The 22,930-nt window shown below is 71.5% G+C and carries 19 protein-coding genes; 6 read left to right on the forward strand and 13 right to left on the reverse strand.

Annotation, left to right across the window (positions count from 1 at the left end):
* Window positions 1-227: 227 nt before the first annotated feature.
* Window positions 228-458 carry a hypothetical protein gene (locus ACFYMM_RS15740; RefSeq protein ID WP_388386556.1) on the forward strand — a complete coding sequence of 77 codons (231 nt, stop codon included), beginning with the start codon at window positions 228-230 and terminating at the stop codon, window positions 456-458.
* Window positions 459-558: 100 nt separating this feature from the next.
* On the opposite strand, the gene ACFYMM_RS15745 is transcribed toward ACFYMM_RS15740, so the two are convergent.
* The 7 genes from ACFYMM_RS15745 to ACFYMM_RS15775 all read right to left on the reverse strand — a co-directional run bounded on the left by ACFYMM_RS15745 (window position 559) and on the right by ACFYMM_RS15775 (window position 12,267).
* Entirely contained in the window at window positions 559-1,428 is an 870-nt protein-coding gene (locus tag ACFYMM_RS15745) for a serine protease (RefSeq protein ID WP_388386558.1), read from the reverse strand.
* A gap of 121 nt (window positions 1,429-1,549) precedes the next feature.
* A complete protein-coding gene (locus ACFYMM_RS15750; RefSeq protein WP_388386560.1) occupies window positions 1,550-3,094 on the reverse strand; it encodes an RNA polymerase sigma factor in 1,545 nt (514 codons plus the stop codon).
* A gap of 434 nt (window positions 3,095-3,528) precedes the next feature.
* Window positions 3,529-4,419, reverse strand: coding sequence for a FadR/GntR family transcriptional regulator (locus ACFYMM_RS15755; protein WP_388386562.1), 891 nt, complete (start codon window positions 4,417-4,419; stop codon window positions 3,529-3,531).
* A 162-nt stretch (window positions 4,420-4,581) separates the two neighbouring features.
* A complete protein-coding gene (locus ACFYMM_RS15760) occupies window positions 4,582-7,086 on the reverse strand; it encodes an ATP-binding cassette domain-containing protein (protein ID WP_388386564.1) in 2,505 nt (834 codons plus the stop codon).
* 96 nt (window positions 7,087-7,182) lie between these two features.
* A complete protein-coding gene (locus tag ACFYMM_RS15765) occupies window positions 7,183-7,941 on the reverse strand; it encodes an NUDIX domain-containing protein (RefSeq protein WP_388386566.1) in 759 nt (252 codons plus the stop codon).
* A gap of 130 nt (window positions 7,942-8,071) precedes the next feature.
* On the reverse strand, window positions 8,072-9,940 hold the full coding sequence (locus ACFYMM_RS15770) for a glycogen debranching N-terminal domain-containing protein (protein WP_388386709.1): 1,869 nt from the start codon (window positions 9,938-9,940) through the stop codon (window positions 8,072-8,074).
* An 830-nt stretch (window positions 9,941-10,770) separates the two neighbouring features.
* Window positions 10,771-12,267: a DUF4192 domain-containing protein gene (locus ACFYMM_RS15775; protein ID WP_388386568.1), complete on the reverse strand. Its 1,497-nt coding sequence runs from the start codon at window positions 12,265-12,267 to the stop codon at window positions 10,771-10,773.
* A 130-nt stretch (window positions 12,268-12,397) separates the two neighbouring features.
* Here ACFYMM_RS15775 and ACFYMM_RS15780 point away from each other — a divergent pair, with 130 nt between their 5' ends.
* Complete coding sequence (locus ACFYMM_RS15780; protein ID WP_388386570.1) at window positions 12,398-14,563, forward strand: RecQ family ATP-dependent DNA helicase; 2,166 nt, start codon at window positions 12,398-12,400, stop codon at window positions 14,561-14,563.
* Between the two features lie 229 nt (window positions 14,564-14,792).
* Complete coding sequence (locus ACFYMM_RS15785) at window positions 14,793-15,413, forward strand: hypothetical protein (protein WP_388386572.1); 621 nt, start codon at window positions 14,793-14,795, stop codon at window positions 15,411-15,413.
* 335 nt (window positions 15,414-15,748) lie between these two features.
* Here the strand turns inward: ACFYMM_RS15785 and ACFYMM_RS15790 are convergent, their stop codons facing one another.
* The 3 genes from ACFYMM_RS15790 to ACFYMM_RS15800 all read right to left on the reverse strand — a co-directional run bounded on the left by ACFYMM_RS15790 (window position 15,749) and on the right by ACFYMM_RS15800 (window position 17,853).
* The gene (locus tag ACFYMM_RS15790; RefSeq protein ID WP_388386574.1) at window positions 15,749-16,378 is read right to left on the reverse strand and encodes a hypothetical protein; all 630 of its coding nucleotides are present in this window, start codon (window positions 16,376-16,378) and stop codon (window positions 15,749-15,751) included.
* A gap of 68 nt (window positions 16,379-16,446) precedes the next feature.
* Window positions 16,447-17,148: a ribonuclease HII gene (locus ACFYMM_RS15795; protein WP_388386576.1), complete on the reverse strand. Its 702-nt coding sequence runs from the start codon at window positions 17,146-17,148 to the stop codon at window positions 16,447-16,449.
* An 81-nt stretch (window positions 17,149-17,229) separates the two neighbouring features.
* The gene (locus tag ACFYMM_RS15800) at window positions 17,230-17,853 is read right to left on the reverse strand and encodes a TetR/AcrR family transcriptional regulator (protein WP_388386578.1); all 624 of its coding nucleotides are present in this window, start codon (window positions 17,851-17,853) and stop codon (window positions 17,230-17,232) included.
* A gap of 183 nt (window positions 17,854-18,036) precedes the next feature.
* On the opposite strand from ACFYMM_RS15800, the gene ACFYMM_RS15805 reads away from it, so the two are divergent.
* Entirely contained in the window at window positions 18,037-19,584 is a 1,548-nt protein-coding gene (locus ACFYMM_RS15805) for an MFS transporter (protein ID WP_388386580.1), read from the forward strand.
* Window positions 19,585-19,666: 82 nt separating this feature from the next.
* Window positions 19,667-19,867, forward strand: coding sequence for a hypothetical protein (locus tag ACFYMM_RS15810; RefSeq protein WP_388386582.1), 201 nt, complete (start codon window positions 19,667-19,669; stop codon window positions 19,865-19,867).
* Between the two features lie 69 nt (window positions 19,868-19,936).
* Here ACFYMM_RS15810 and ACFYMM_RS15815 read toward each other — a convergent pair whose 3' ends face one another.
* The 3 genes from ACFYMM_RS15815 to ACFYMM_RS15825 form a co-directional block, all read right to left on the reverse strand.
* Complete coding sequence (locus ACFYMM_RS15815) at window positions 19,937-20,842, reverse strand: ADP-ribosylglycohydrolase family protein (RefSeq protein ID WP_388386584.1); 906 nt, start codon at window positions 20,840-20,842, stop codon at window positions 19,937-19,939.
* Window positions 20,843-20,854: 12 nt separating this feature from the next.
* The gene (locus ACFYMM_RS15820) at window positions 20,855-21,514 is read right to left on the reverse strand and encodes a histidine phosphatase family protein (RefSeq protein ID WP_388386587.1); all 660 of its coding nucleotides are present in this window, start codon (window positions 21,512-21,514) and stop codon (window positions 20,855-20,857) included.
* A gap of 119 nt (window positions 21,515-21,633) precedes the next feature.
* Window positions 21,634-22,239, reverse strand: coding sequence for a YdbC family protein (locus tag ACFYMM_RS15825; RefSeq protein WP_388386589.1), 606 nt, complete (start codon window positions 22,237-22,239; stop codon window positions 21,634-21,636).
* 152 nt (window positions 22,240-22,391) lie between these two features.
* Between ACFYMM_RS15825 and ACFYMM_RS15830 the strand changes: the two genes are divergently transcribed.
* Window positions 22,392-22,925 carry a TerD family protein gene (locus ACFYMM_RS15830; protein ID WP_388386591.1) on the forward strand — a complete coding sequence of 178 codons (534 nt, stop codon included), beginning with the start codon at window positions 22,392-22,394 and terminating at the stop codon, window positions 22,923-22,925.
* Window positions 22,926-22,930: the final 5 nt, after the last annotated feature.

A 22,930-nucleotide genomic window follows, 5' to 3' on the forward strand; every position in this document is an offset into this window, starting at 1 on the left:
GGCACGTCCTCATGAACAACCGGCAACCCGGCCGGGAGGACGAGACCCACTAGACAGCGCGAAACCGTAAGCATCCAAGACACGCAATACGGCACATTCGCCGCCAACCGGCAGCAGGCAGCCACCCGGAAAGATTTTTTCGAGGAAAAGCCACGAGCGGGAACGTTTTCGGGCTGGTTGGATGTTGACCCTGGTACGACAGCTCGTCGAGCTAGAGAAGAGGCGACGTGACTACTGTTCTGACCCCCGCGAGCCCGCTGACGGCCGCCGATCGCTGCGACCGCTGCGGCGCCCAGGCATACCTGCGCGTCGTCCTGCTGAGCGGCGGAGAACTGCTCTTCTGCGCCCACCACGGCCGCAAGTTCGAGCCGGAACTCAAGAAGATCGCCGCTGAGATACAGGACGAGACGGAGCGGCTGACGACCGTTCCCGCATCCACGTCCGAAGATGAGCGCTGATATCTCGCATCCACGACGAGCCAGCCCCGGCACAGGCCGGTGAACGGGCGGCCGCTCCTCTCCAGGAGCGGCCGCCCGTGCTCATACCTCGTCGTGGGCCTCAGGGACGCCTCGGCGGCCTCCCTGAGCGAGCAGCGGCCGGTGCGGCCCGCTTCACCGCTCGTACGACCTCGGACACGCGCGTGTAGACGCCCGGGCTCCCCGCCCGGCCGCAGCCGCTTCCCCAGGACACCAGCCCGATCAGCCGCCCCTGAGCCACGAGGGGGCCTCCACTGTCGCCCTGACAGGCGTCCCGACCGCCTGCGGCCTCGCCGGCACAGAGCATGGAGTCCGCCTGGTAGGTGCCGTCCGGACCGCCGGGATAGGCCCGGGAGCAGAGGTCGTCGGCCAGCACGCTCACCCGCGCGGCCCGCAGGTGGTGCGGGTACTTGCCGCCGCCCGTCGTGTCCCCCCACCCGGAGACCACCGCACGCGTTCCCGGCGCGTATGCGGGGTCGCCCGGGGCCGCCATGGTGATGACAGCGCTCTGCGGCAGGGGCTTGGCGAGCGTGAGTACGGCGAAGTCCCCGGTGTTGGCGACATGGTCGTAGCCCGGATTGACGCGGGCGTCGCGTACGGCGATCTCCTCGCCCTCGTCGGACACCAGGTCCGTACGGCCGGCGATGACCTTCAGGTCCCGAACCTGGCTGGGCGGGGCTCCGAGGACATCGGTACCCAGGCAGTGGGCCGCGGTGAGCACGGTGGTCCGGCCGACCGCCACGCCGCCGCAGAACTGGCCCGCCCGCGTACCTCCGAACCGGTCACGGCTGGCCAGGGCCACCGTCCACGGCGCCTGGGACACCTCGATGGCGAACCCTCCGACGACGACGCTGTCCGCGGCCACGGGCGCCGCGCCGACCAGCGGTACGGCCGCCGTGGTGGCCGCGAGAACCAGCGGCCCGATCAGCGGCCGGACAAGCAAAGGGCGCATGCGGACTCCTCACTCCCAGTGGTGTCGGGACACCCAGAGTCATCCAGAGCGCAGCACCGCGCAGCACGAGGGCCCGGCCCCTCAGAGGGAGGCCGGGCCTTCGACGTCCTGGGACCGCGACCTAGTCGAGGTAGTCGCGCAGCACCTGCGAACGCGACGGGTGACGCAGCTTCGACATGGTCTTGGACTCGATCTGGCGGATGCGCTCGCGCGTGACGCCGTACACCTTGCCGATCTCGTCGAGCGTCTTGGGCTGACCGTCGGTGAGACCGAAGCGCATGGAGACGACGCCCGCCTCGCGCTCGGACAGGGTGTCCAGGACCGAGTGCAGCTGCTCCTGCAGGAGGGTGAAGCTGACCGCGTCGGCCGGGACGACTGCCTCGGAGTCCTCGATCAGGTCACCGAACTCGCTGTCGCCGTCCTCGCCCAGCGGGGTGTGCAGAGAGATGGGCTCGCGGCCGTACTTCTGGACCTCGATGACCTTCTCCGGGGTCATGTCGAGTTCCTTGGCCAGCTCCTCCGGGGTGGGCTCGCGGCCCAGGTCCTGGAGCATCTGGCGCTGCACGCGCGCGAGCTTGTTGATGACCTCGACCATGTGCACCGGGATACGGATGGTGCGCGCCTGGTCGGCCATGGCGCGGGTGATCGCCTGACGGATCCACCAGGTGGCGTACGTGGAGAACTTGTAGCCCTTGGTGTAGTCGAACTTCTCGACCGCGCGGATCAGACCGAGGTTGCCCTCCTGGATGAGGTCCAGGAACAGCATGCCGCGGCCGGTGTAGCGCTTGGCCAGGGAGACCACCAGGCGGAGGTTGGCCTCCAGGAGGTGGTTCTTGGCGCGGCGGCCGTCCTCGGCGATGATCTCCAGCTCGCGCTTGAGCTTCGGCGCCAGCTTGTCGGCGTTGGCCAGCTTGTCCTCGGCGAACAGGCCCGCCTCGATGCGCTTGGCCAGCTCGACCTCCTGCTCGGCGTTGAGCAGGGGGACCTTGCCGATCTGCTTGAGGTAGTCCTTGACCGGGTCGGCGGTGGCGCCGGCCGCGGCGACCTGCTGGGCGGGCGCGTCGTCCTCGTCCTCGTCGGAGAGGACGAAGCCCGCGCTCTCGGTGCCCTCGGGCTCCTCGGCGCCCTTGGGCTCCTCGAGCACCTCTTCTTCGAGCAGCTCGACGTCGTCCTTCTTGGCGGTGGTCTTCTTCGCCACCGCCTTCTTCGCGACGGTCTTCTTGGCGGCGACCTTCTTGGCCGTCGCCTTCTTGGCCGCCGCCCTCTTCTCGGGGTTGGCTTCCTCGGCGGGATCGGCGGCGATGGGCGGGTCGGCGGGCGCGACCGGGGCGGCCGTGGTGGCGGTGGCCTTCCTGGTGGTCACCGTCTTCGCCGCGACCGTCTTGGTGGCGGTGCGCTTGGCCGGACTCTTCGCTGCGACGCTCTTTCGGGTGCGCTTGGGCTCCGCGGCACTGACCATCAGCGTCACACCCTCTTCCTCAAGGATCTGGTTGAGGCTGCGCAGTACGTTCTTCCACTGAGTGGCCGGAATCTGGTCAGCTTCGAAGGCCCGACGCACATCGTCGCCGGCGATCTGCCCCTCAGCCTTTCCCCGCTCAATGAGCGCCATGACAGAGACGGACTCGGCGATCTCCGACGGGAGCGTACGGGATGTGCTGGCCGACACGAACAACCTCTCGGAACGTTGGAAAACGGCTTCCGGCCCCGTCCACAGTGGACAGGAGCCGACCACCGGCCTAAGGATGGGCCGACGGCGCGGGCGGGGGCCGGGAAGATGCACAGCGCCTTCTGTGGCGTCCGTATTCCCTCCGCGGCTGTCACCTCTTAGGTCATCGCGCTGCCCCCACGAGCGTTACGCCCAATCCGCGTGGCCCGAGTCACACCCCGTAAGCGTTCAAAAACGGTCAGACATGGGCAGAGAGTATCGCCAATGTGCCCGATCGGGACGTACCGAGACGGCTTGGCCGGCTGCGACGTGATGTGCCGCACCGCCGGACCCCGCCGGACTCAGATCCGGTGGGGTCCGGCGGAAGCCGGATCCGGGGCCCTGCGCCGCCACGGGACCGCGGCGCACTGCGACCGCACCGCCTGCGGCGTGGGTCAGTGCTCGCGCGGGGCTGGTACCACGCGTTCCACCTCGGGGTGGACCATGAGCAGTTGCCGCATGGCCGCCTCGGCCGCGGCGCCGTCCCCGGCGCCGAGCGCGTCGACGATCCGGGCGTGCTGCGCCAGCGACGCCTCGTTCGGCCGCTCACAGCCCGTCACCGGACCGCCGGAGACCTGCAGGGCCGCCGACACGATGCCGGAGAGGTGCTCGAGCATGCGGTTGCCCGCGATCTGGATGAGCATTCCGTGGAACTCGCTGTCGGCACGCGAGAAGGTGAGCGCGTCACCCTGGCTGAGGGCGTGACTCATGATCTCGACCATGTCCGAGAGGCGCTGCTGCACCTCCTCGCGCCCATGCCCGGCGGCGAGACGGGCGGCGAGCGGCTCGATCGTCCAGCGCAGCTCGCTCAGTTCCCGGCGCTGGTCGTCGCGCTGCGGCCCGAAGGCCCGCCACTCGATGATGTCCGGGTCGAGGAGGTTCCAGTCACTGACGGGACGCACCCGCGTGCCGACGTTCGGGCGGGCGCTGACCAGGCCCTTGGCCTCCAGGACACGAAGGGACTCGCGGACGACGGTGCGGGAGACCTCGAAGCGCTGGCCGATCTCCTCGGGCACCAGAGGGCGGTCCGCCCCCAGGTCGCCGGAGACGATCATCTGGCCAAGCTGTTGAACGAGTTGGCCGTGCAGTCCGCGCCCGCGGCTGCCCGCGGCGCGCCGGCCCACACGGCCCAGCTCGGGGTCCGCCGCTCCGTCCCAGGCGGGCACGCCGACGCGGTCGGTCACGGGGGCCTCGGCGTAGGGATAGCGGTCGAGTTCGCCCGGGCCGACCAGACCAGAGTCTGCGGAGCGGGCGGCGGTCATCATGGTGTGCGCAAGGGTACTCACGGATCCTTTGTCGGCGCCGTCTCCAACTCCCTTGAGGTCTTTGGTGAAAAGCACACGAAAGGGTGATCGCTCACGGCGTCGCAATTGACGCCTTATCGGAAAGAAATGGGCTTTCTCCGGGGAGTTGTGCGCACCCTGGAAACGGAAGCGTACGGAAGGCCGTCAGGGCACCCGGGCCCGCAGGGTCGTGAGCACATAAGCGCAGAGCAGGGCGGTCAGAGACAACATCAGCGCGCCACCGACGGGTTGGGCGACCACCCGGGCCAGGCCGGCCAGGTAGCGCTCGCCTCCGAAGGGCCACCGCAGCAGCAGGACCTCCCGCATCCGCGCCGGAATTCCGGCCTCGACCCGCACGGCGGGCCCCTCCAGCGCCTTTTCCACAATGGGTACGACCACCACGGGCACGGCGAGCACCGCCGCCAGTCCGGCCGTGGTGGACCGGAAGACGCCCGCCGCCAGCAGGCCGGCCCAGGCGCATCCGGTCACGAGCCCGAACCAACTCACGCCGAGCGGGATCCAGTCCGGGGGAACTTCCGTGAGCTGCCGTCCGTAGACGACGTAGAGCACTTCGGCGTCACAGCCCACGGCGAGGAAGGCCAGCAGCGCCGCCGTGGCCCCGGAGACGAGGAGTTTCGCGGTGAGCAGCCCCAGCCGGCGGGGCACGGTGCCGCGGTCCGCCGCCAGGGCGGGGTGGCGGAACTCGTCCCCGAAGGCCAGCGCACCCAGCAGTCCCGCCCCGATCGCCGCGGGCGGGAGGGGCAGCCCCCGCGGCCACGCGGCGAACAGGCGCGCTTGCGGGGTGTGGCCGAGCCGGGCGAGGAGGACTGCCATGAGCGCTGAGAGGGCCAGCACGACGCCGGAGATCACGAAGCCGGTGCCGATCCCGGCGGCGCGGCGCAGCTCGTAGCGCAGGGGGCGGAGGGGGGTGGGGGCGGGGCGGACGGAGATCGGGGGCGGCAGGGAGGTCGAGACGTCGGGGGTGAGACCGCCTGCGGAGCGCGGGGGTGCGGTCGGGGGCCGTGGGACGCCGGGTGCGGGGGTGTCGGCGGGGGAAGCGCCGGAGGAGGCCTCGATGACCGACGGCTCACCGGCGTCGACCGGCACACGGACCTCTTGAGAACTGCCTTCGAACGGCGGATCGTCCTCGGCCTGCGGATTGTCCTCGGCCGACGGATTGCCCTCGGCCTGCGGCTTGCCCTCGGCCGGCAGACTCCCCTCGGCCTGCGGTTCGTCCTCGGCCGACCGACACCCCTCGCTTTGCGGCTCGTCCTCGACCTGCAGTGCGTCCCTGGTCGGCGTGGCATCCCTGGTCGGCGTGGCGTCCCCGGTCGGCTTCGCGGACGGGGTCAGTTCTGCGGGCGTGATCCCCTGGTCATCGGTGATGTGCGGTTGACCCGGTGCGGTGGGAGTACCGGCGGGCTGGGGGTGATCCGACGCCGTTTGATCACTGGAAGCCTGCGGTCGACCGGGTGTCCCGGGGGCGTCGGCAGCCCCGGGTTGACTCGGCACGGGCTGCTCGCCGGTCGCCTGCGTCGGCGCACCCGATGACGGTGCCTGCAGTGCCTGCGGGGTCTTCTCGTCTTTCCCGGTCGACGTACCGGAGGTGCAGGCGACCCGTGACTTTTCCACCGCCCACGACGTGACTGCGATCTGCGGCTTGCCGCCGACCGCGCGCCACCGTGCCCCCTCCCTCGCGAGGCCCTCACCCGCGACCCGCTGCTGTCCGACGACCACCCCCTCACCGGCCGGCCGTTCCCGCTCCAGGCCATCCGCTCCGGCGCCGGGCCCCATGTCGCCGATCTCGTCGGCGAGTTGGTGCACGAGGATGTCGTGACGGAACGCGACCTCGCCGATGTCCGCGGTCGTACTGCCGTACACGGAGAGACGGTTGCCGCCTTCCTGGACGACCTCCACGGAGCGCCGGGCGGTGCGGGCCTCCTTGGTGAGAACGGCCGCGAGACGGGCCGCGTACGGGCTGCGTACGGCCACCCTCGGACGCAGCCGGGTGCGCGCGAACTCCGCCGCCTCCTGATCGGCGGCGACCCTGCCCCGCTCCAGGGTGACGACCCGGTCGGCTTTGCGCGCGGCCTCCTTGGGGTCCGCGGTGGTGAACAGGACAGTGCCGCCCTGCGTCGCGTGCGCCCGCAGCATGCCGTGCAGCCACTGGCTTTCGCGCGTGGAGAGCCCGTCGGCGGGATTGTCCAGGATGAGGGCGTGCGGATCCGACAGCAGGGCACAGGCCAGGCCCAGCCGGCGGTCCATGCCGCCCGAGAGAGTGCCGAGGCGTTCCTCACGCAGGCTGACGAGGCCGACCGCTTCGAGGACCTCGTCCGCGCGGCGGACGGGAACTCCCGCCGCCGCGCACAACATGCGCAGATGCCCCCGGACCGAACGGCCCGGATGACCGGGTACGTCACCGAGGAGCACGCCGACTTCGTGCGACGGGTGGGCGATCCGGTGCAGGGGCCGTCCCCGGAAATGGGTGATTCCGCGCCCCTGTTGCAGTTCGAGCATCAGTCTGAGCGCTGTCGTCTTGCCCGCGCCCGCCGTTCCGAGGAGCACGGTGACATGCCCCGCTCGCGCTTCGAAGGAGACGTCGTCAACGGCGGGCGGATGCGCCTTGCGGGGGGTGCTGGTCAGTCCGAAGGCCTGGATCACCTGCAGCAAGATAGCGCGGTATGTCCAATTTTCCAGGCATCACCCGTTTTATTCCTCGGTGGCGTGCACCGATCGGACGCCGTCGGACCCGGTCACCCCCCCTCGTCACACCTCGGGGCGGAGCATCGGCGGATTGAGCAGGGTGGCACCGCCGGCTCGGAAGAGCTGCGCCGGCCGGCCGCCCTGGCGGGTGGTCGTACCGCCGGTCGGGACGAGAAACCCGGGGGTCCCGGTCACCTTGCGGTGGAAGTTGCGCGGGTCCAGTGCCACCCCCCAGACCGCCTCGTAGACCCGGCGCAGTTCTCCGACGGTGAACTCGGCCGGGCAGAACGCGGTGGCCAGAGACGAGTACTCGATCTTGGAACGGGCCCGCTCCACTCCGTCGGCCAGGATCTGGGCATGGTCGAAGGCGAGCGGCGCCACGGGCTCGCCGTCACGGCCGTACCCGCCCTGCTGGAGCAGTTCCTCGACCGGTGCCCAGCGCGCGTTGCTCGCGTCGCCGCCCGCGCGGGGCGCGGGCAGATCGGGGGCGAGCGCGAGGTGCGCCACGCTGACCACGCGCATGCGCGGGTCCCGCTTGGGGTCGCCGTACGTGGCGAGCTGCTCCAGGTGGGCGCCGTTGGCCTGGGCGGGGGTTGAGGGGTCGTGGGCGGTCAGACCCGTCTCCTCGGCCAGTTCGCGCGCGGCTGCCTGGGACAGGTCCTCGTCGGCCCGTACGAAACCACCGGGCAGCGCCCAGCGCCCCTGGAACGGCGGCTCGCCCCTGCGCACCGCCAGCGCGCACAGGGCATGGCGGCGCACGGTCAGCACGACCAGGTCCACGGTGACAGCGAAGGGCGGAAAGGCTGACGGGTCGTAGGGCATGCCGTGATCATAGTCGTCTGCCTGACGATAAACACTCCTATCGACGGCCATGGAGCCGGCCGATCCACTTCGTGCCGGTATGGGCCGCAGAGGCGGTTCCGGCCCGTCGGACCGGTCACGTCTAACGAGGTCACACACCCAGTTGCAGGCCGTCCGCCGCCTCCTCGACCATGGCGAGACCGAGGCGGCTGACCCGTATGGCGAAGGGGGCGCCCGCGACCCGAAGTCCGGTCAGTCCGACTTCGCCCAGAGGCGCGCTGTGCATGGGGCGCAGGGTGATCGTCCGGGCCGGGGCGTCGGGGCGGATCCCCGCCAGCGCGGTGAACAGCAGCACTCCTGAGGCGGCCGCCGTGGCGGCGGGGCGGCAGGCCGCCGGATGGGGGACGGGGGCGCTCCACGGGGAGCGCTGCTCTCCGCCGAACATCTCGGGCAGCCGGTGGCCGAAGTGTTCCGCCGCCGCCAGAACGCCCCGCAGCAGCCCGCTCGCCTCCTTCTCGTATCCGGCCGCGGCGAGGCCGGTGACGGCTAGGGCCGTCTCCTGGATCCGCACGGCTCCGGTGCGGTGGCCGAACGGGTTGTGTCCCGGCTCCTTGGCGCCCAGCCCGCGCAGCCCCCAGCCCGTGTCCATGGCCGGGCCGCCGAGCAGCCGGGCGAGCTGTTCGGTCTGCACCTTGTCGAGCAGGCCGACGGCGAGTTCACCGGCGCCGAGCAGTCCGGTGTCGAGGAGGTGGACGGTGCTGGAGGCGAGGTGCGGCAGGGGGCGGCCGGCCGGATCCCTGGCCGCCGCCGGACGGCCGCCGCCGCGGTCGTCTACCCAGAAGTCCCTCCGGAAGGCCGCTCGCAATTCGCGCGCCCACTGCCGCAGCCCGTCGCCGCCCGGCCTTCCGCAGGCATCGAGGAGGTCGGCGCCGAGGAGTGCGGACCGGTGGGCATGCGCCTGGGTCTCGCACCGCCAGGGGCCGCCCGGCTGCGGGTCGGGGAGATAGGTGCCGTCGCCCACGCTCGTCCGCAACCAGGTCAGGCAGCGCTCGGCCGTGGGCAGGAGTTCCTCGGTCTCCTGGTCCGGCAGCCCCCAGCGGCGGGCCTCCGCGAGCAGGACCGGGAAGAGGAGGGTGGCCTCGGTGCCGGTGCAGGCAGGGGGCAGGTGCGCGCCCGCGTCGCGCCGCGGACCGGGGATCATGCCGGCTTGCGGTCCCGGGCCCGGCACCTGGGTGCGGGCCAGGGTGCGCAGGGTGCCCGCCGCCAGCCTGGTGCCGAGGGCCAGCGTCATCCGGGCGGCCGTCAGTGCCTCTGCCGGGGCCATTCCGCAGCGCCAGGGGGCGCCTGCCGCGAGGTACATGTCGCTCGGGTGGGCGGGGTCGCGCAGGAGCAGGGCGTGGAGGTCCTCGATGCTGGTCCGCAGCAGCGCCGGGACTCTCGGATCGTCGCCCGTCGCCTCGGCGGCTGCCAGGGGACTGGCCGCGGCGCGGCCGGCGGCACGCAGTGGTCCAGCCGCCCCCGCGCGGACCCGCAGTTCCACCTCGGTCGTTCCGCCGGGGGGCACTTCCAGTTCCCAGCGCAGCAGCCCCGCCGAGGCGATCGCGTCGGACGGTGACGGGTCCGCCGTGACCGACGAGGTGGCCGTGGGTGACGACCAGCGCAGACCCGAGTCGTGGACGCTGGCCTGGAGTTCGGGTCCCGCGGTGCCGGAGGCGATGGCACCGAGGTCCGCGAGATCCGTGCCCAGGGCCACCTCGACGGGGAGGCGCAGAGGATGCCGGGCGGCGCTGCGGAGTGTGATGCGCTCGGTGCCGTCGGCGTGACGCGTGCGCTCGACGACGACGTCCGGGTCGGGCCCGGCCGCCGGGGAGAGGCGTAGCGTGCCCACGAAACGGGCCTGGTCGGCGCCGGTCATCCGGGCCTGGACCGGCAGTGGTTCGCGTCCGGCCACCCTGAGCCGACACCGTGAGAGCAGGCGCCGGCCGGCCCGGTAGAACCCCTCCAGGCCCTGGCCCGACAGTTGCCCCTGCTCCGTGGAGATGGCCAGGCCCGGCAGGGCGACGCAGATCAGGGCGGCGTGCGTGGCGGGCAGGTTGGCGTTTTTGCGCCGGAGGGTGGGCGACTGCGCACGTCTGGCCGCGCCTTGGGAGGCGACGGCGGGAGGGGGCTGATTGTTGGACGTCGGCGACGGCCGACCGGGGGCGGTGAGGGACCGCGAAGGCCGCTCGTCGGTCGACGGCAGGGCCGTATCGCTCGTGGTGGGTGGCCCGGGGTTCCGCTCTGGGGTGGACGACGAGGCCGCAGGACCGGCGGCGCGCGAGGGTGTGCGACCGTCCCCCGCGCTGTCCGGTGTGGAGAGCACCTCGCGGCACGCGAGGGGGTGGTGGTCATCGGCGGCGGGGGGCGGAGTCGGCTGGTGCATGGGCTGGCTTCCTCCGCGCGCTGTGCGCCTCGGGCATGCGGGGCGCCGGAAGACGCGCCCGCGGGGGGAAGGGGCATCCGGCGGCACCACCCGTCCAGGCGTTCCGCCACTCAGGTGAACGGAAAGGCACTCCCCCGGGTCACGCCTCGCGCCGAGGAAGCCGACCGAACGGCGGCGTGTCGCAGGTGTGCACCCGGCCGATGGCCCGAAGCGCCGACGCTGATGCCGGTTCCGACGCCGACGCCGGTGCGACGCGCAGGCAGGGCCCGGGCGCCGTCGCAGCCCGCTCAAGCGTTCACCCCGCCTTCGCGCTCCCTCGCCTGCCCGACACACCAGGCCGGTCAGCGCAGCCCTCGGCCCGTGATCCGTGCCTTTTCCGGGGCTGTCGCGTCGTTCCCCGTAACCGGCCGCCGTCTCCCGGCCGCTGCTCACGCCTCCTCCTCCGCGCTGCGCTCGGCCGCCGCGTCTCGCGACGGGGTGCCACCACGTGCCGCGTCGTCCGGCCGCGCGGTACGCGCACGCGTGCCGCCCGGCTTCGAGGCACCCGGGTGCGTGGGTCGCGGACGCGACCCGGCCGCCCGCGGCTTTCCGCCCTCCGCCCGGCCGGGGCGGGTGCTGCCACCGGACCCGTCCGCGGAACGCGCGCGGCGGCGACGGCGAGGGGTCGGTTCGATGGGTGTGCCGGAGGCCACCGCTGCGGTCTCCCCGGCCGGTCCGGCCTGCGCCGTCGGCTGTGTCGGCGCGCGTTCCGTGCGTTCGGCGCGCAGGCAACGGCGGACCGCCTCCGGGTCGAGGCCCTCGTTGCAGGCTTGGTGCAGCAGCCGGGCGAAGAGGTAGTCGGGATCCGCGCCGAGCGCCATCGCCAGAGCCTCCCGGGCCTCCAGCTCGTCACCCGTCGACCAGGCGACCCACCCCGTCAGGGTGAGCAGGGCCGCGGCGTGCTCGCCGTACGAACCGACGCAACGGCGGGCCAGCGCACGCCACAGCCGCAGGGCCGGCGCCGCCTCGTCGCCCTCCATCCACGCCGCCGCGCGGTCCCGGGTCGTGCGGTCCTGCAGCCCGAGGATCAGTGTCGCCGCCTCGTCGTGGGCGAGCAGTTCGTCGTCGCGGAGGTCCGCCTGGTGCGTGCCGGACACCGGCGGGGCCGCGGCGAACCGGCGCATGAGCCGCTCGGCGAGGGAGAGCGTCTCCTCGGCGACGTCCGCGCGTGCCGCGTCGTCCAGGATCCTCGGCACCAGCGCCGTGCCGGCCGCGTCCAGGGCCACCTCCTGCTGCACGGCGGCGCCGGTCTCCCACGGCAGCAGCCTCGCCCGCAGTTCGCGAAGGGTTCCGCGCACCTGGATTCCGGCGTAGGTGGCGGCCGCCGCGAGTACGGAGGTGCCGGGGAGGCCCATCGGCATTCCCTCGTCCGGGCAACATCCTTGGTTGGGGCAGCAGTACGACCAGTAGCGGCCGTCCGAGATGCAGAGTGCCTCGATCACGGGGATGTCGAGGCGACCGCACTCGGTACGCAGGAACTGGGCGAGCGGTCGGAGCCGTCGCATGACGTCGCGGCCCGACTCGCCCTCGCCGGGTTCCTGGCAGACGTAGGCGACCATCTGCTCGGGCCGGGCTCCCCTTCGCTCACTGCCGGCCACCAGTCCCCCGGCGAGCTGCCGTGCTGCCGCTTCCCAGTCGTCCTGGGTGGCCGGGATGCCGAGCCGGGCCCGGCCGCCGAACCGGCCGCGGCCGCCACGGTCGTGGAGGGCGACCAGCACGATGCTGTCCTCGGGGCGGTATCCGAGGAGGTAGGGCAGTGCGTCGGCCAGCTCGGCCGGGGTGCGCAGGGTGACCTGGGCGTCGTGGCCGGGTCGCCCATTCGCCGCCCCTTCTCCCTTGATGCCGTCGTTTTCGAAGGGTCCGGTCGTTTCGCTGTGATTCGTCATGCGCCGACGATCTCGCGGAATTCACTGTTCCGGTTGACCCTGTGGATAAGTCGAATCAGGGACACGACAATGCCGCCCGTCGACTTCGCCCGACGCCCGATTGTCAGTGCAGTCCTGTTGTATGGACCGCATGGAGCACACGAGCAACGCGGACCTGCGGACGCGGGCCGACGCCGTCCTCGCCCGTCTCGTCGGGGATGCCACGGGCGCGGCCCGGCTGCGCGAGGACCAGTGGCGGGCGATCGAGGCGCTCGTCGCCGACCGGCGCCGCGCCCTGGTCGTCCAGCGGACGGGCTGGGGCAAGTCCGCGGTGTACTTCGTGGCGACTTCGCTGCTGCGGGCCAGAGGCAGCGGCCCGACCGTGATCGTCTCCCCGCTGCTCGCGCTCATGCGCAACCAGGTGGAGGCAGCCGCCCGTGCCGGCATCCACGCCCGGACGATCAACTCTTCGAACACCGAGGAGTGGGAGACCGTCCAGGCCGAGATCGCGGCGGGCGAGGTGGACGTGCTGCTCGTCAGCCCGGAGCGTCTGAACAACCCCGACTTCCGCGACCAGGTCCTGCCCAAGCTCGCCGCGGCGACAGGGCTGCTGGTCGTGGACGAGGCACACTGCATCTCCGACTGGGGCCACGACTTCCGCCCCGACTACCGGCGGCTGCGGACCATGCTGGCCGACCTGGCGCCCGGCGTGCCCGTGCTGGCCACCACCGCCACGGCCAACGCCCGGGTGACCGCCGATGTGGCCGAACAGCTCGGCACCGGCGGAGCGTCGGACGCCCTGGTGCTGCGCGGCCCGCTGGACCGGGAGAGTCTTAGCCTGGGCGTGCTGCGGCTGCCGGACGCCGCGCACCGGATGGCCTGGCTCGCCGACCACCTCGACGAGCTGCCGGGCTCCGGGATCATCTACACCCTCACGGTGGCCGCCGCCGAGGAGGTCACCGCCTTCCTGCGACAGCGCGGGCACACCGTGGCCTCGTACACGGGCAGGACGGAGAACGCGGAGCGGCAGCAGGCCGAGGACGATCTGCTCGGCAACCGGGTCAAGGCGCTGGTCGCCACCTCCGCCCTCGGTATGGGTTTCGACAAGCCGGACCTGGGGTTCGTGGTGCACCTCGGCTCGCCTTCCTCGCCCATCGCCTACTACCAGCAGGTGGGCCGTGCCGGGCGCGGAGTCGAGCACGCCGAGGTGCTCCTGCTGCCGGGGAAGGAGGACGAGGCCATCTGGGAGTACTTCGCGTCGCTCGCCTTCCCCTCCGAGGACCTGGTGCGCCGCACCCTCGACGTCCTCTCCGGCGCGGACCGCCCCCTGTCGCTGCCGGCGCTGGAGCCACTCGTGGAGCTGCGCCGCTCACGGCTGGAGACGATGCTGAAGGTTCTGGACGTGGACGGCGCGGTCCGGCGCGTCAAGGGCGGCTGGCTCGCGACCGGGCAGCCGTGGACGTACGAGTCCGAGCGGTACGCCTGGGTGGCCAGACAGCGCGGGGCCGAGCAGCAGGCGATGCGTGAGTACGCGTCCACGACGGGCTGTCGGATGGAGTTCCTGCAGCGCCAGCTGGACGACGAGGGCGCGAAGCCGTGCGGGCGCTGCGACAACTGTGCCGGCGCGCGGTTCACCCCGGGCACCTCGACGGCCGCGTTGGACGCCGCCCGGGTCGACCTGGGCCGCGCGGGTGTCGAGGTGGAGCCGCGCCGTATGTGGCCAACCGGCCTGACCGTGATCGGCATCGACCTCAAGGGGCGTATTCCGGCCGGGGAACAGGCATCGCCGGGCCGAGCTTTGGGGCGTCTGTCGGACATCGGCTGGGGCAATCGGCTGCGGCCGATGTTCACCTCTGGGGCGGCCGACGCGGTCGTGCCGGACGACGTGGCCCATGCCGTGGTGGGGGTGTTGACCGACTGGGCGAAGGGCCCCGGCGGCTGGGCCTCCGGCGCGGCCGACGCCCAGCACCGCCCGGTGGGCGTGGTGACAGTCGCCTCGCGGAGCAGGCCGCAGCTGATCAACTCACTGGGCGCGCGGATCGCGGAGGTCGGCCGGCTGCCGTTGCTGGGGTCCGTGGAGTATGCCGGTGAGGCGCCCCGCGCCACCCGTAGCAACAGCGCGCAACGCCTGAAGGCCCTGGACGGGGCGCTGAGCGTGCCGCCCGCGCTCGCCTCGGCTCTGGACCGCGCCGGGGGGCCGGTCCTCCTCGTCGACGACTACACCGAGACGGGCTGGACGCTGGCGGTCGCTGCGCGCCTGCTCAGGAGGACGGGAGCGCGGGAGGTGTTGCCGCTGGTCCTCGCCGTCCAGGGCTGATCGTCCGCCCCGGGCGTCACCGGCGGATCCCATGGGTAGGGATATATGCCACGCACCACCAGATAACAGTCGGTGACCCCAATTGCTCGTTGCCGCATCCCAGTTCGGCAGGAAGAATTGAAGTCCGCTCCCGCACGGCTCGCCCGTGTTCCGGCTGGGCTTTGCTGCGGTGCGCGCTCCCCGAATCCGATCCCGCCCGCAGTGTGGGCGCGTAGCCGAAGGGAGGAACGTGACCTTCGGATTCGCTCCGTCCTCGGCGGCCTCGTTGTCGACGTCCTCGTCCGCTACTTCCGCCAGTCGCCTGCTCGAGCCCGCGGAGTGGGCCGCAGCAGGAATACCCTTGCTGCGCAATCCCCGCGAGGTGGTCAGCGGTCTGCACGCACGGCACCACCCCGGCCCGGCGACCGCGATCGTGGCTGTCCTCGATCCGGATGAGCGGCTACGGGCGAGCGCCTCGTTCACGCGCCGTTCGGCTTCGGCCGACGGCTGGATGTTCCGCAACGTGCTGCTGGCACAGCTGCGCCGGGTCATCCCGCACGACCTGCGCCGCCGTACACCGGTGCGCACCGCGATCCTGCTCTACTGCCGTGAGGGCGACGCGCGTTGGACGGAGGAGGACGGCGCGTGGATGTGGGGACTGCGGGATGCCTGCACACTGCACGGGTTGCGCTGCGGGGCGTACATCACGCTGACGCATGACGGCTGGCAGGTACTCGGCGAGGGCCGTGGCGGTCGCCGTCCGAACGCCGACTCGGCACCGGAGCCCTTCGCCACCTCGGAAGCCCCGCCCCTGGTGCCGCGCACGGGCGGCCCCGTCTCGGAGGTCCTGCGCCGCGCCGCGGCCCGCTGAGCGGCTGGACGGGACACCACCGCGGTCGGTCCGTACCGCGTGCGACGGCCAGGGCGTTCGGTCTGACGCGTTGCCCGCTCTCCTCGGAGACGCGGGCGTGCCTGTCCCGCTTCCGGTCGCGGTCCGGGCGCGCGACAGCGGGCCGGCCGCAGACCGGCCGGCCCGAAAGGTGACACCCGCGCCGGCAACCTCGTCTGCCGAGATGCCGCTCCGGGAAAGGGGACGGCTGTCGCCTGCCCTGCAGGTACGCGGGCACGGTGAAGGCTTCACCGTGCCCGCGCCGCCGGAACGGCGCGCTTGTCAGCCCCGCTGCGGCCGAAGGGGCCGGAGACGGCTCAGACGCCCGCGCCCAGCACCGAGTTGATCTGCTGCGGGTTGCCGCAGACGATCAGCAGGGCGCCGGCCCGGGAGTGGGCCAGCGGGAGGGCGGTGGCGGCGACGGAGTCGGGGCCGCCGTTGACGGCGACGACGACCACGGGGCGGGACGCGGCACGGGAGGCCACGGCGGCATCCGCGTAGAAGACGTCGTCACCCGCGTCGTGCTGCGCCCAGTAGGAGGCTTCACCGAAGGACAGCTCGTGGTCGGCCCACGGGTGCTGGGCACCCGTGGTGATGACCAGCACCTCACCGGGGGCCCGGCCCGACTCCAGGAGCAGGTCCACTGCTTCCTCGGCGGAGTCGAGAGCGCCCTCGGCCGAAGCCGGGATCAGCTGGATCTGGGGAGCCGCCGAAGCGGCGGGAGCGGCCGGGCCGGACGGGCCTGGCTTGACCGAGGCCACGTCCCGCGGAGTGCGCTGCACCGGCGCCGTGGGCCGCGGAGGGCCGGGACGACCGGGACGCGACGGAGCCGCGGGGCGGGGGCCGGGTACGGGGCGGGGGGTCGGCGCGGTGCGGCCGCTGGCCGGCGTGGCGCGGGGACCCTGGGCACTCTCGTGAATCTGAGGCTCCTCGGGAATGAGAGGCATGAGCTGATATTTATCAAACATTGGTGCGGCTCGCGTGGCCGGGTGGCACATCAGTGCGAGCGGAACCGTCAGAAATCGAAGCCGAGCTGGCCCTCGATCTCCGGAACGCTTCCGTCCGCCCAGCTGCGGACCTTCTTGAGGTGCCGCCACTGGGGCAGCGCATCAAGATACGCCCACGACAAGCGGTGGTACGGGGTCGGCCCCCGCTCCTCCAGTGCGGCCTTGTGCACGGGTGAGGGATACCCGGCGTTGTCCGCAAATCCGAAGTCTGCATGGTCGACACCCAGTTCGGCCATCATTTTGTCGCGCTGAACCTTGGCGATCACCGACGCCGCCGCGACAGCCACACAGGACCGGTCACCCTTGATCACCGTGCGGACCCGCCATGGGGCACCGAGGTAGTCGTGCTTCCCGTCGAGGATCACGGCGTCGGGGCGGACGGGCAGGGCGCCCAGAGCACGGCCCGCCGCGAGCCGCAGAGCGGCCGTCATCCCCAGATCGTCTATCTCCTCAGGAGAGGCATGCCCCAAGGCGTAGGCGGTCACCCATGTCTGCAGGACCACGGCGAGTTCCGTTCGCCGCTTGACAGTCAGCAGCTTGGAGTCGGTGAGGCCCCCGGGCGGTCGGCGCAGACCGGTGACCGCCGCGCAGACGGTGACGGGCCCGGCCCAGGCGCCGCGTCCCACCTCGTCGACACCGGCAATGACCTTCGCTCCGGTCGTGGCCCTCAGGGAGCGCTCGACGGTGTGAGTAGGTGGTTCGTACGGCATGGCGCCCTTAGCGTACGCCGACCGGATCGCCGTGCGACACCCGGCTTCCCCGAAGGGCCCCGCGCCCCGTCGGCCTCCGGATCAGGTACCGCTCGGCCTGAGCAGCGGAAGCATCAGCCCGTCGATCATCTCCTCCAGATCGCGATCACTCCATTCACATGCGCGCATCTTCGAGCGGTACATCATGATCGCCGGAATGGCATCGAAGACATAACTGTTGGCCGCGTCCGAACGCACTTCACCTCGCCCTATGCCACGGGTAATCACCTCACGCAGCAGCCTCAGAGTCGGCTCGACCACACCTTCGAAGATCACCTCATGGAAGCGTTCAGCCTGCATCGGATCGCATTCGTGAATGACAGCGCGAAGTGCGAATCCGGGTCGCGAGAACATCCCCTCCCGCGCCTGACGGCACAGGGCCAGCAGGTCCTCCCGCACGCTGCCGAGATCCGGAACCTCCTCGATCAGCGGCAGACCGGCCTGCAGCGCGTCCACCACGAGGTCCTCCTTGGAGGGCCACCGACGATAGATCGCGGCCTTGCCGGTCTGCGCCCCGGCGGCGACACCCTCCATGGTGAGGCCGTTCCAGCCGACCGTACTGAGCTGTTCCAGCGCGGCGTCCAGGATGGCGCGTTCGAGCGCGGCGCCGCGCCGACGGGGGGATGCCGACTGAGCGGGGGCGGCCGTCCATGGCGAGGTAGCCATCTGAGTTTCTCCAGCGAGCAAGGGGAAGCGGGGATTCCGTCATAGGGGACGCGGCACGCGACAGCAAGGGGGACGTGACGCGCCCGAGATTAAGTGAACGCTTGCGTTCTCTATCGTGGGCTCACTACCGTTGAGGCTGCAGTGAACGCGATCGTTCACTAACGGCTTCGTGGGGGACCCATCGTGACAACCTCTCAACTGCTCAAGGATCAGAAACCGGGTGCGGCCCGCCGGGAGGGGCGTCCCGGTATCGCGCTCACCGTCATCGCGGCCTGCCAGCTCATGGTCGTACTCGATGCGACGATTGTGAACATCGCGCTCCCGCACATTCAAGACGCGCTCAGGTTCAGCACCACGGACCTCACCTGGGTGGTCAGCGCCTACACGCTCACCTTCGGCGGCCTGCTGCTCCTCGGCGCGCGGGCCGGCGACATCCTCGGCCGCCGCCGGGTCTTCATGACCGGCATCCTGCTGTTCACCTTCGCCTCGCTGCTCGGGGGCCTCGCCCAGGAACCCTGGCAGTTGCTGGCCGCGCGCGCCCTGCAGGGCATGGGCGGGGCGATCGCGTCGCCGACGTCCCTGGCACTCATCACCACGACGTTCCCCGAAGGCCCTGAGCGGAACCGGGCGTTCGGCGTGTTCGCCGCCGTGTCCGCGGGCGGCGGAGCCATCGGTCTGCTCGCGGGCGGCATGCTCACCGACTGGCTCGACTGGCGATGGGTGTTCTTCGTCAACGTGCCGATCGGCCTGCTGATCGTCGCGCTCACCCCGCTGTACATCACCGAGTCCGAACGGCACCCGGGCCGGTTCGACATCGCGGGCGCGCTGACCTCGACCACGGGCATGGCCGCCCTGGTGTACGGCTTCATCCGCGCCTCGGAGAAGGGCTGGCACGACGGGCTGACCCTGGGTTCGTTCGGCGCGGCGGTGGTCCTGCTGGTGGCCTTCGTCCTGACCGAGATGCGGGCCAGGGAACCGATCACGCCCCTGAAGATGTTCGCCGACCGCAACCGCTCGGGCACCTATGTGATCATGCTGAGCCTGGCGGCCGCGATGTTCGGCATGTTCTTCTACATCGTGCTGTTCGTGCAGAACGTGCTCGGGTACAGCGCGATCAAGGCCGGTCTGGCCTTCCTCCCCGTGACCGTGGCGATCGCCGTCGGAGCCGGTCTGTCGCAGCGCTTCCTGCCCACGCTCGGCCCCAAGCCGTTCATGATGGCCGGCTCGGCGCTCGTGGTGGCAGGGCTCGTCTGGCAGACGTTCATCACCCCCGACAGCTCGTATCTCGGCGGAGTCCTGGGTCCGATGGTGGTGTTCGGCTTCGGGATGGGCCTCAACTTCGTCACGGCGACCGTCACGGCGGTCTCCGGTGTCGCCCAGCACGAGGCCGGTGCGGCTTCCGGCCTGCTCAACGCCACGCAACAGGTCGGCGGTTCGCTGGGCCTGTCCATTCTGACCACCGTCTTCGGCACGGCCAGCAAGGACGAGGCCAAGAAGCAACTGCCGAAGTTCGTCGCCGGCGGCTCGCCGGAGCAGAAGGCGCAGTTCGCCAAGACGCACCAACTGCCGACCCCGTGGGGCCATGAAGTGCTCGCCCACGGCATCTCCACGGCCTTCGTCCCCGCTGCCGCGATGGCCGCCCTGGCCCTGCTCACCGCCTGGCTGGTGATCAAGGTCCGCAAGAGCGACCTCGAAGCACTCGCCGGCACGGCGGGCCCGGCCATCGGCTGACCGGGCCGAGTACGCGCCTGACCACGGATGGCCGGACCGCTCCCAGTGACCGAAGGACGGGAGAGAACGTCCGGCCATCCGCATGCCGACGACGCGCACGCGCGCAGACGCTGCCGACACCACGGTCCGGTCCGTCGCGGCCCCGCGCACCACGGCCACCCGGGCCAAGGCGGCCTTGGCCAAGGACGAAGCCGACGACATCACCACCAGAACCAGCACCAACGCCATCCGACACCCCCGCGACCGCCGTCTCCCCGCCGCCCGGCGAGCCACGCCACGCTGAGCGGTTACAGGAGGAACGCCGAACGGTCACACAGAGTTCCCGGCGAGCACGGAGTGTTCCAGGAGCCGGTCAGGCGGTCGTCGGCACCCACTGCGGAAGCGCCTCGGTCCGCCGCACCCACTCGGCGGCTGGCGCCCCCGCCTTGCCCGAGGCGAGCACCCCGCCCACGATCGCGCAGGTCGTGTCCACGTCACCGCCCACCTGGGCGGTGGTCCAGAACGCCGTCTCGTAGTCGCCGAGGGCCCGTGCGGCCGACCAGAGGGCGAAGGGGACCGTGTCATGGGCGGTCGTACGACGTCCGCAGCCGAGGACGGCCGCCACCGTGCCCGCATCGCCGTAGTCGAGCATGTCCCGGGCGCGCCGCAGTCCCGCGCCGACCGCGCTCTTGGGCACCAGCGCGACGACGCCGTCGAGAAGCGCCTCGGGACTGGGCGGCCCGCCGGGGGCGGCCGCCAGGGCGGCCGCCGCGGCGACGGCCATGGCGCCGACCACGGCCTCACGATGCTGGTGCGTGGGATAGGCCGAGATCTCCGCCTGGTGCGTCGCCTGCTCCGGATCGTCCGCGTACCAGGCGCCCAGTGGGGCGACCCGCATGGCCGCGCCGTTGCCCCAGGATCCCTGGCCGTTGAAGAGCGCGGAGGCCAGCTCGCGCCAGTCGCCACCCTCCCGGACGAGGCGGAGGAGCCGGTTGACCGCCGGGCCGTACCCCCGGTCGAAGTCATGGTGATCGGCGAAGGAACGGGCCAGCGCGTCCTGGTCGACGCGATGGTGGGCGGCGAGCACGGCGACGACCGAGCAGGCCATCTCCGTGTCGTCCGTCCATTGCCAGGGAGCCGGCGGAAGCTCGCGCCGCTTCAGCAGCGGGTGGTGCGCGGGGACGAAGAACTGTGAGCCCAGGGCGTCCCCGACCGCGAGCCCGCGCAGGCTCGACAGGGCGCGGTCCAGGCGCCCGAGGGGAGAGGAGTCAGCGGTCATCGCCCTGCCACTCTATCCGGTGATCCAGTGCGGCATCGGCTCCCGCCACTGTTCGAAGGGCCGGTCGAGTGTGTACTTGCCGTCGTCTCCGAGAACGAGCATCCGCATCTCGGCGTTCCCCGGGTTCGACAGCGACTCGAACTCCGCGACCGTCCAGTGGAACCAGCGCATGCAGAACAGCCGCATCGCCAGCCCGTGGGTCACCAGCAGGACGTTGGGCGGATGGTCGGGGGCCTCGAAACTGCGGAACAGGCTCTCCAGGAAGCCGCCGACCCGGTCGTAGACGTCGGCGCCGGACTCCCCCTGCGGGAAGCGGAAGAAGAAGTGGCCGTACGCGTCCCGGTACGTCTTCTGCAGACGTACGTCGTCGCGGTCCTGCCAGTTGCCCCAGTCCTGCTCGCGCAGCCGGGGCTCCTCGCGGACGCGTATGAGATCCGGGTCGAGATGGAAGGCGCGGAACGTCTCGTGCGTACGTCGGTACGGGGAGACGTACACGCTCACGCGTTCCTGGCCGAAGATCTCCCGGATCGTCTTACCGGTCTCCTCCGCCTGTCGCCAGCCGCGTTCGGTCAGTGCGAGAGCGTGGTCGGGCTCCCGCTCGTACACGGAGTCATCAACATTGCCCGTTGACTCGCCGTGCCGGACAAGGACGATGCGCCGTGGTCGTGCCATGCCAAGACCCTAGATCGAGTGGCGGACAGACGAGCACTCGTATGGGCTCCATACAGCGTAGGTCACACGAATCCCGCACGCGGCACGTCGCCCTGCCACACGATTCGAGCATTTGGATTTCAAACCGTCCAGGTCGGCTCCAGATCGACGATATCCCCCGACAGGGCGGCCACGTCCGCCTCGATCTGTGCACGCAGCGCGAGACGTTCCACACGCTCGGTGCGGTACTTGCCGTGCTCGGCGGCCGACCGCCACATCGACAGGACCAGGAACTCCTGCTCGGGCGCCTCGCCGAACATGCCGCGGATCATGCCGGGCGATCCGGCCATCGCGGGGTTCCAGACCTTCTCCTGCATCAGGGTGAAGTGCTCGACCCGCTCCTCGTGGATGCGGCAGAGGGCGACGCGGATCAGGTCGGTGTCGGTGAAGCGGGGTTCGAAGCCGGTTTTCACGTCGAAGCGGTACTCGAAGAGCTTGGCCTGGCTGTCCTTGAAGGTGCCGGACTGCGACGCCGCCAGACGGTCGTGGGACCGGGCCATGAACGAGTCGTAGAAGGCACGGCTCTCCCAGAACGCGAAGATGTGCGCCACGCCGGGCCGCTGCCGGCTCCATCCCCCGCCCTGTCCCCGAAATCCCGGCTCCCCCAGAAGCCCCGCCCACTTCCGCTGCCCCCGCTCGAAGCCGCGGCGGTCCACCACGGTGCAGCGAATCCACTTGACCAGCACCGCGCCATCGTAAGGCCACAGGACGTGGCGTCGGTCACGCTCCAGCGGAGATCGCCCGCGCACGCGCCCCCGCGCGCGTGGCACGATGGACAAAGCGCCCTGACTTCCAGGGAGTTGACGCAGAGGGACCTCTAGGGGGGAGGGAAGGTCTGGTGAACACCTTCAGCAAGGGGATCCGCAAGGCCGAGGTCGCGTTGCAGTGGGACCCGAGTCCTGCGGGCCGGCCGCCCACGGATCTGGACATCGTCGCGGCGACGTTCGTGACGGGCGACGAGTACGGAGCTCCGGCCTATCTGGTGCATTTCGACAGCCGTTCGCCGGACGGCACCATCTTCCTCAACCGGGACAGCACGGACGGCAAGGGCTTCGGCTGGGACGAGGTCATGACGCTCGAACTCGACCGGCTCTCCGAGAGGTACGCGCGCGTGGTGGTCGGGGTCGTCATCCAGCAGGGCTCCGAGCACCGGACGTTCGTGAGCGTGCTGAACCCGGCCGTGCGGATCCGGGAGGGCTACACCGTGCTGGCGCAGCACGACTTCGGCTCGGTCCTCGGGGCGACGGCGGCGACGGTGGCGGAGTTCGTGCGCGACGAGTCCGGCGGCTGGAACTTCCATCCCGGTCTCCACGGCTTCGAGGAGGATCCCGCGGACTTCACCCGGGTCATGGGCCGGGCGCACCAGCGCTGAGCCCG

The sequence above is a fragment of the Streptomyces sp. NPDC006739 genome, from assembly GCF_042869815.1.
Lineage (GTDB): Bacteria > Actinomycetota > Actinomycetes > Streptomycetales > Streptomycetaceae > Streptomyces.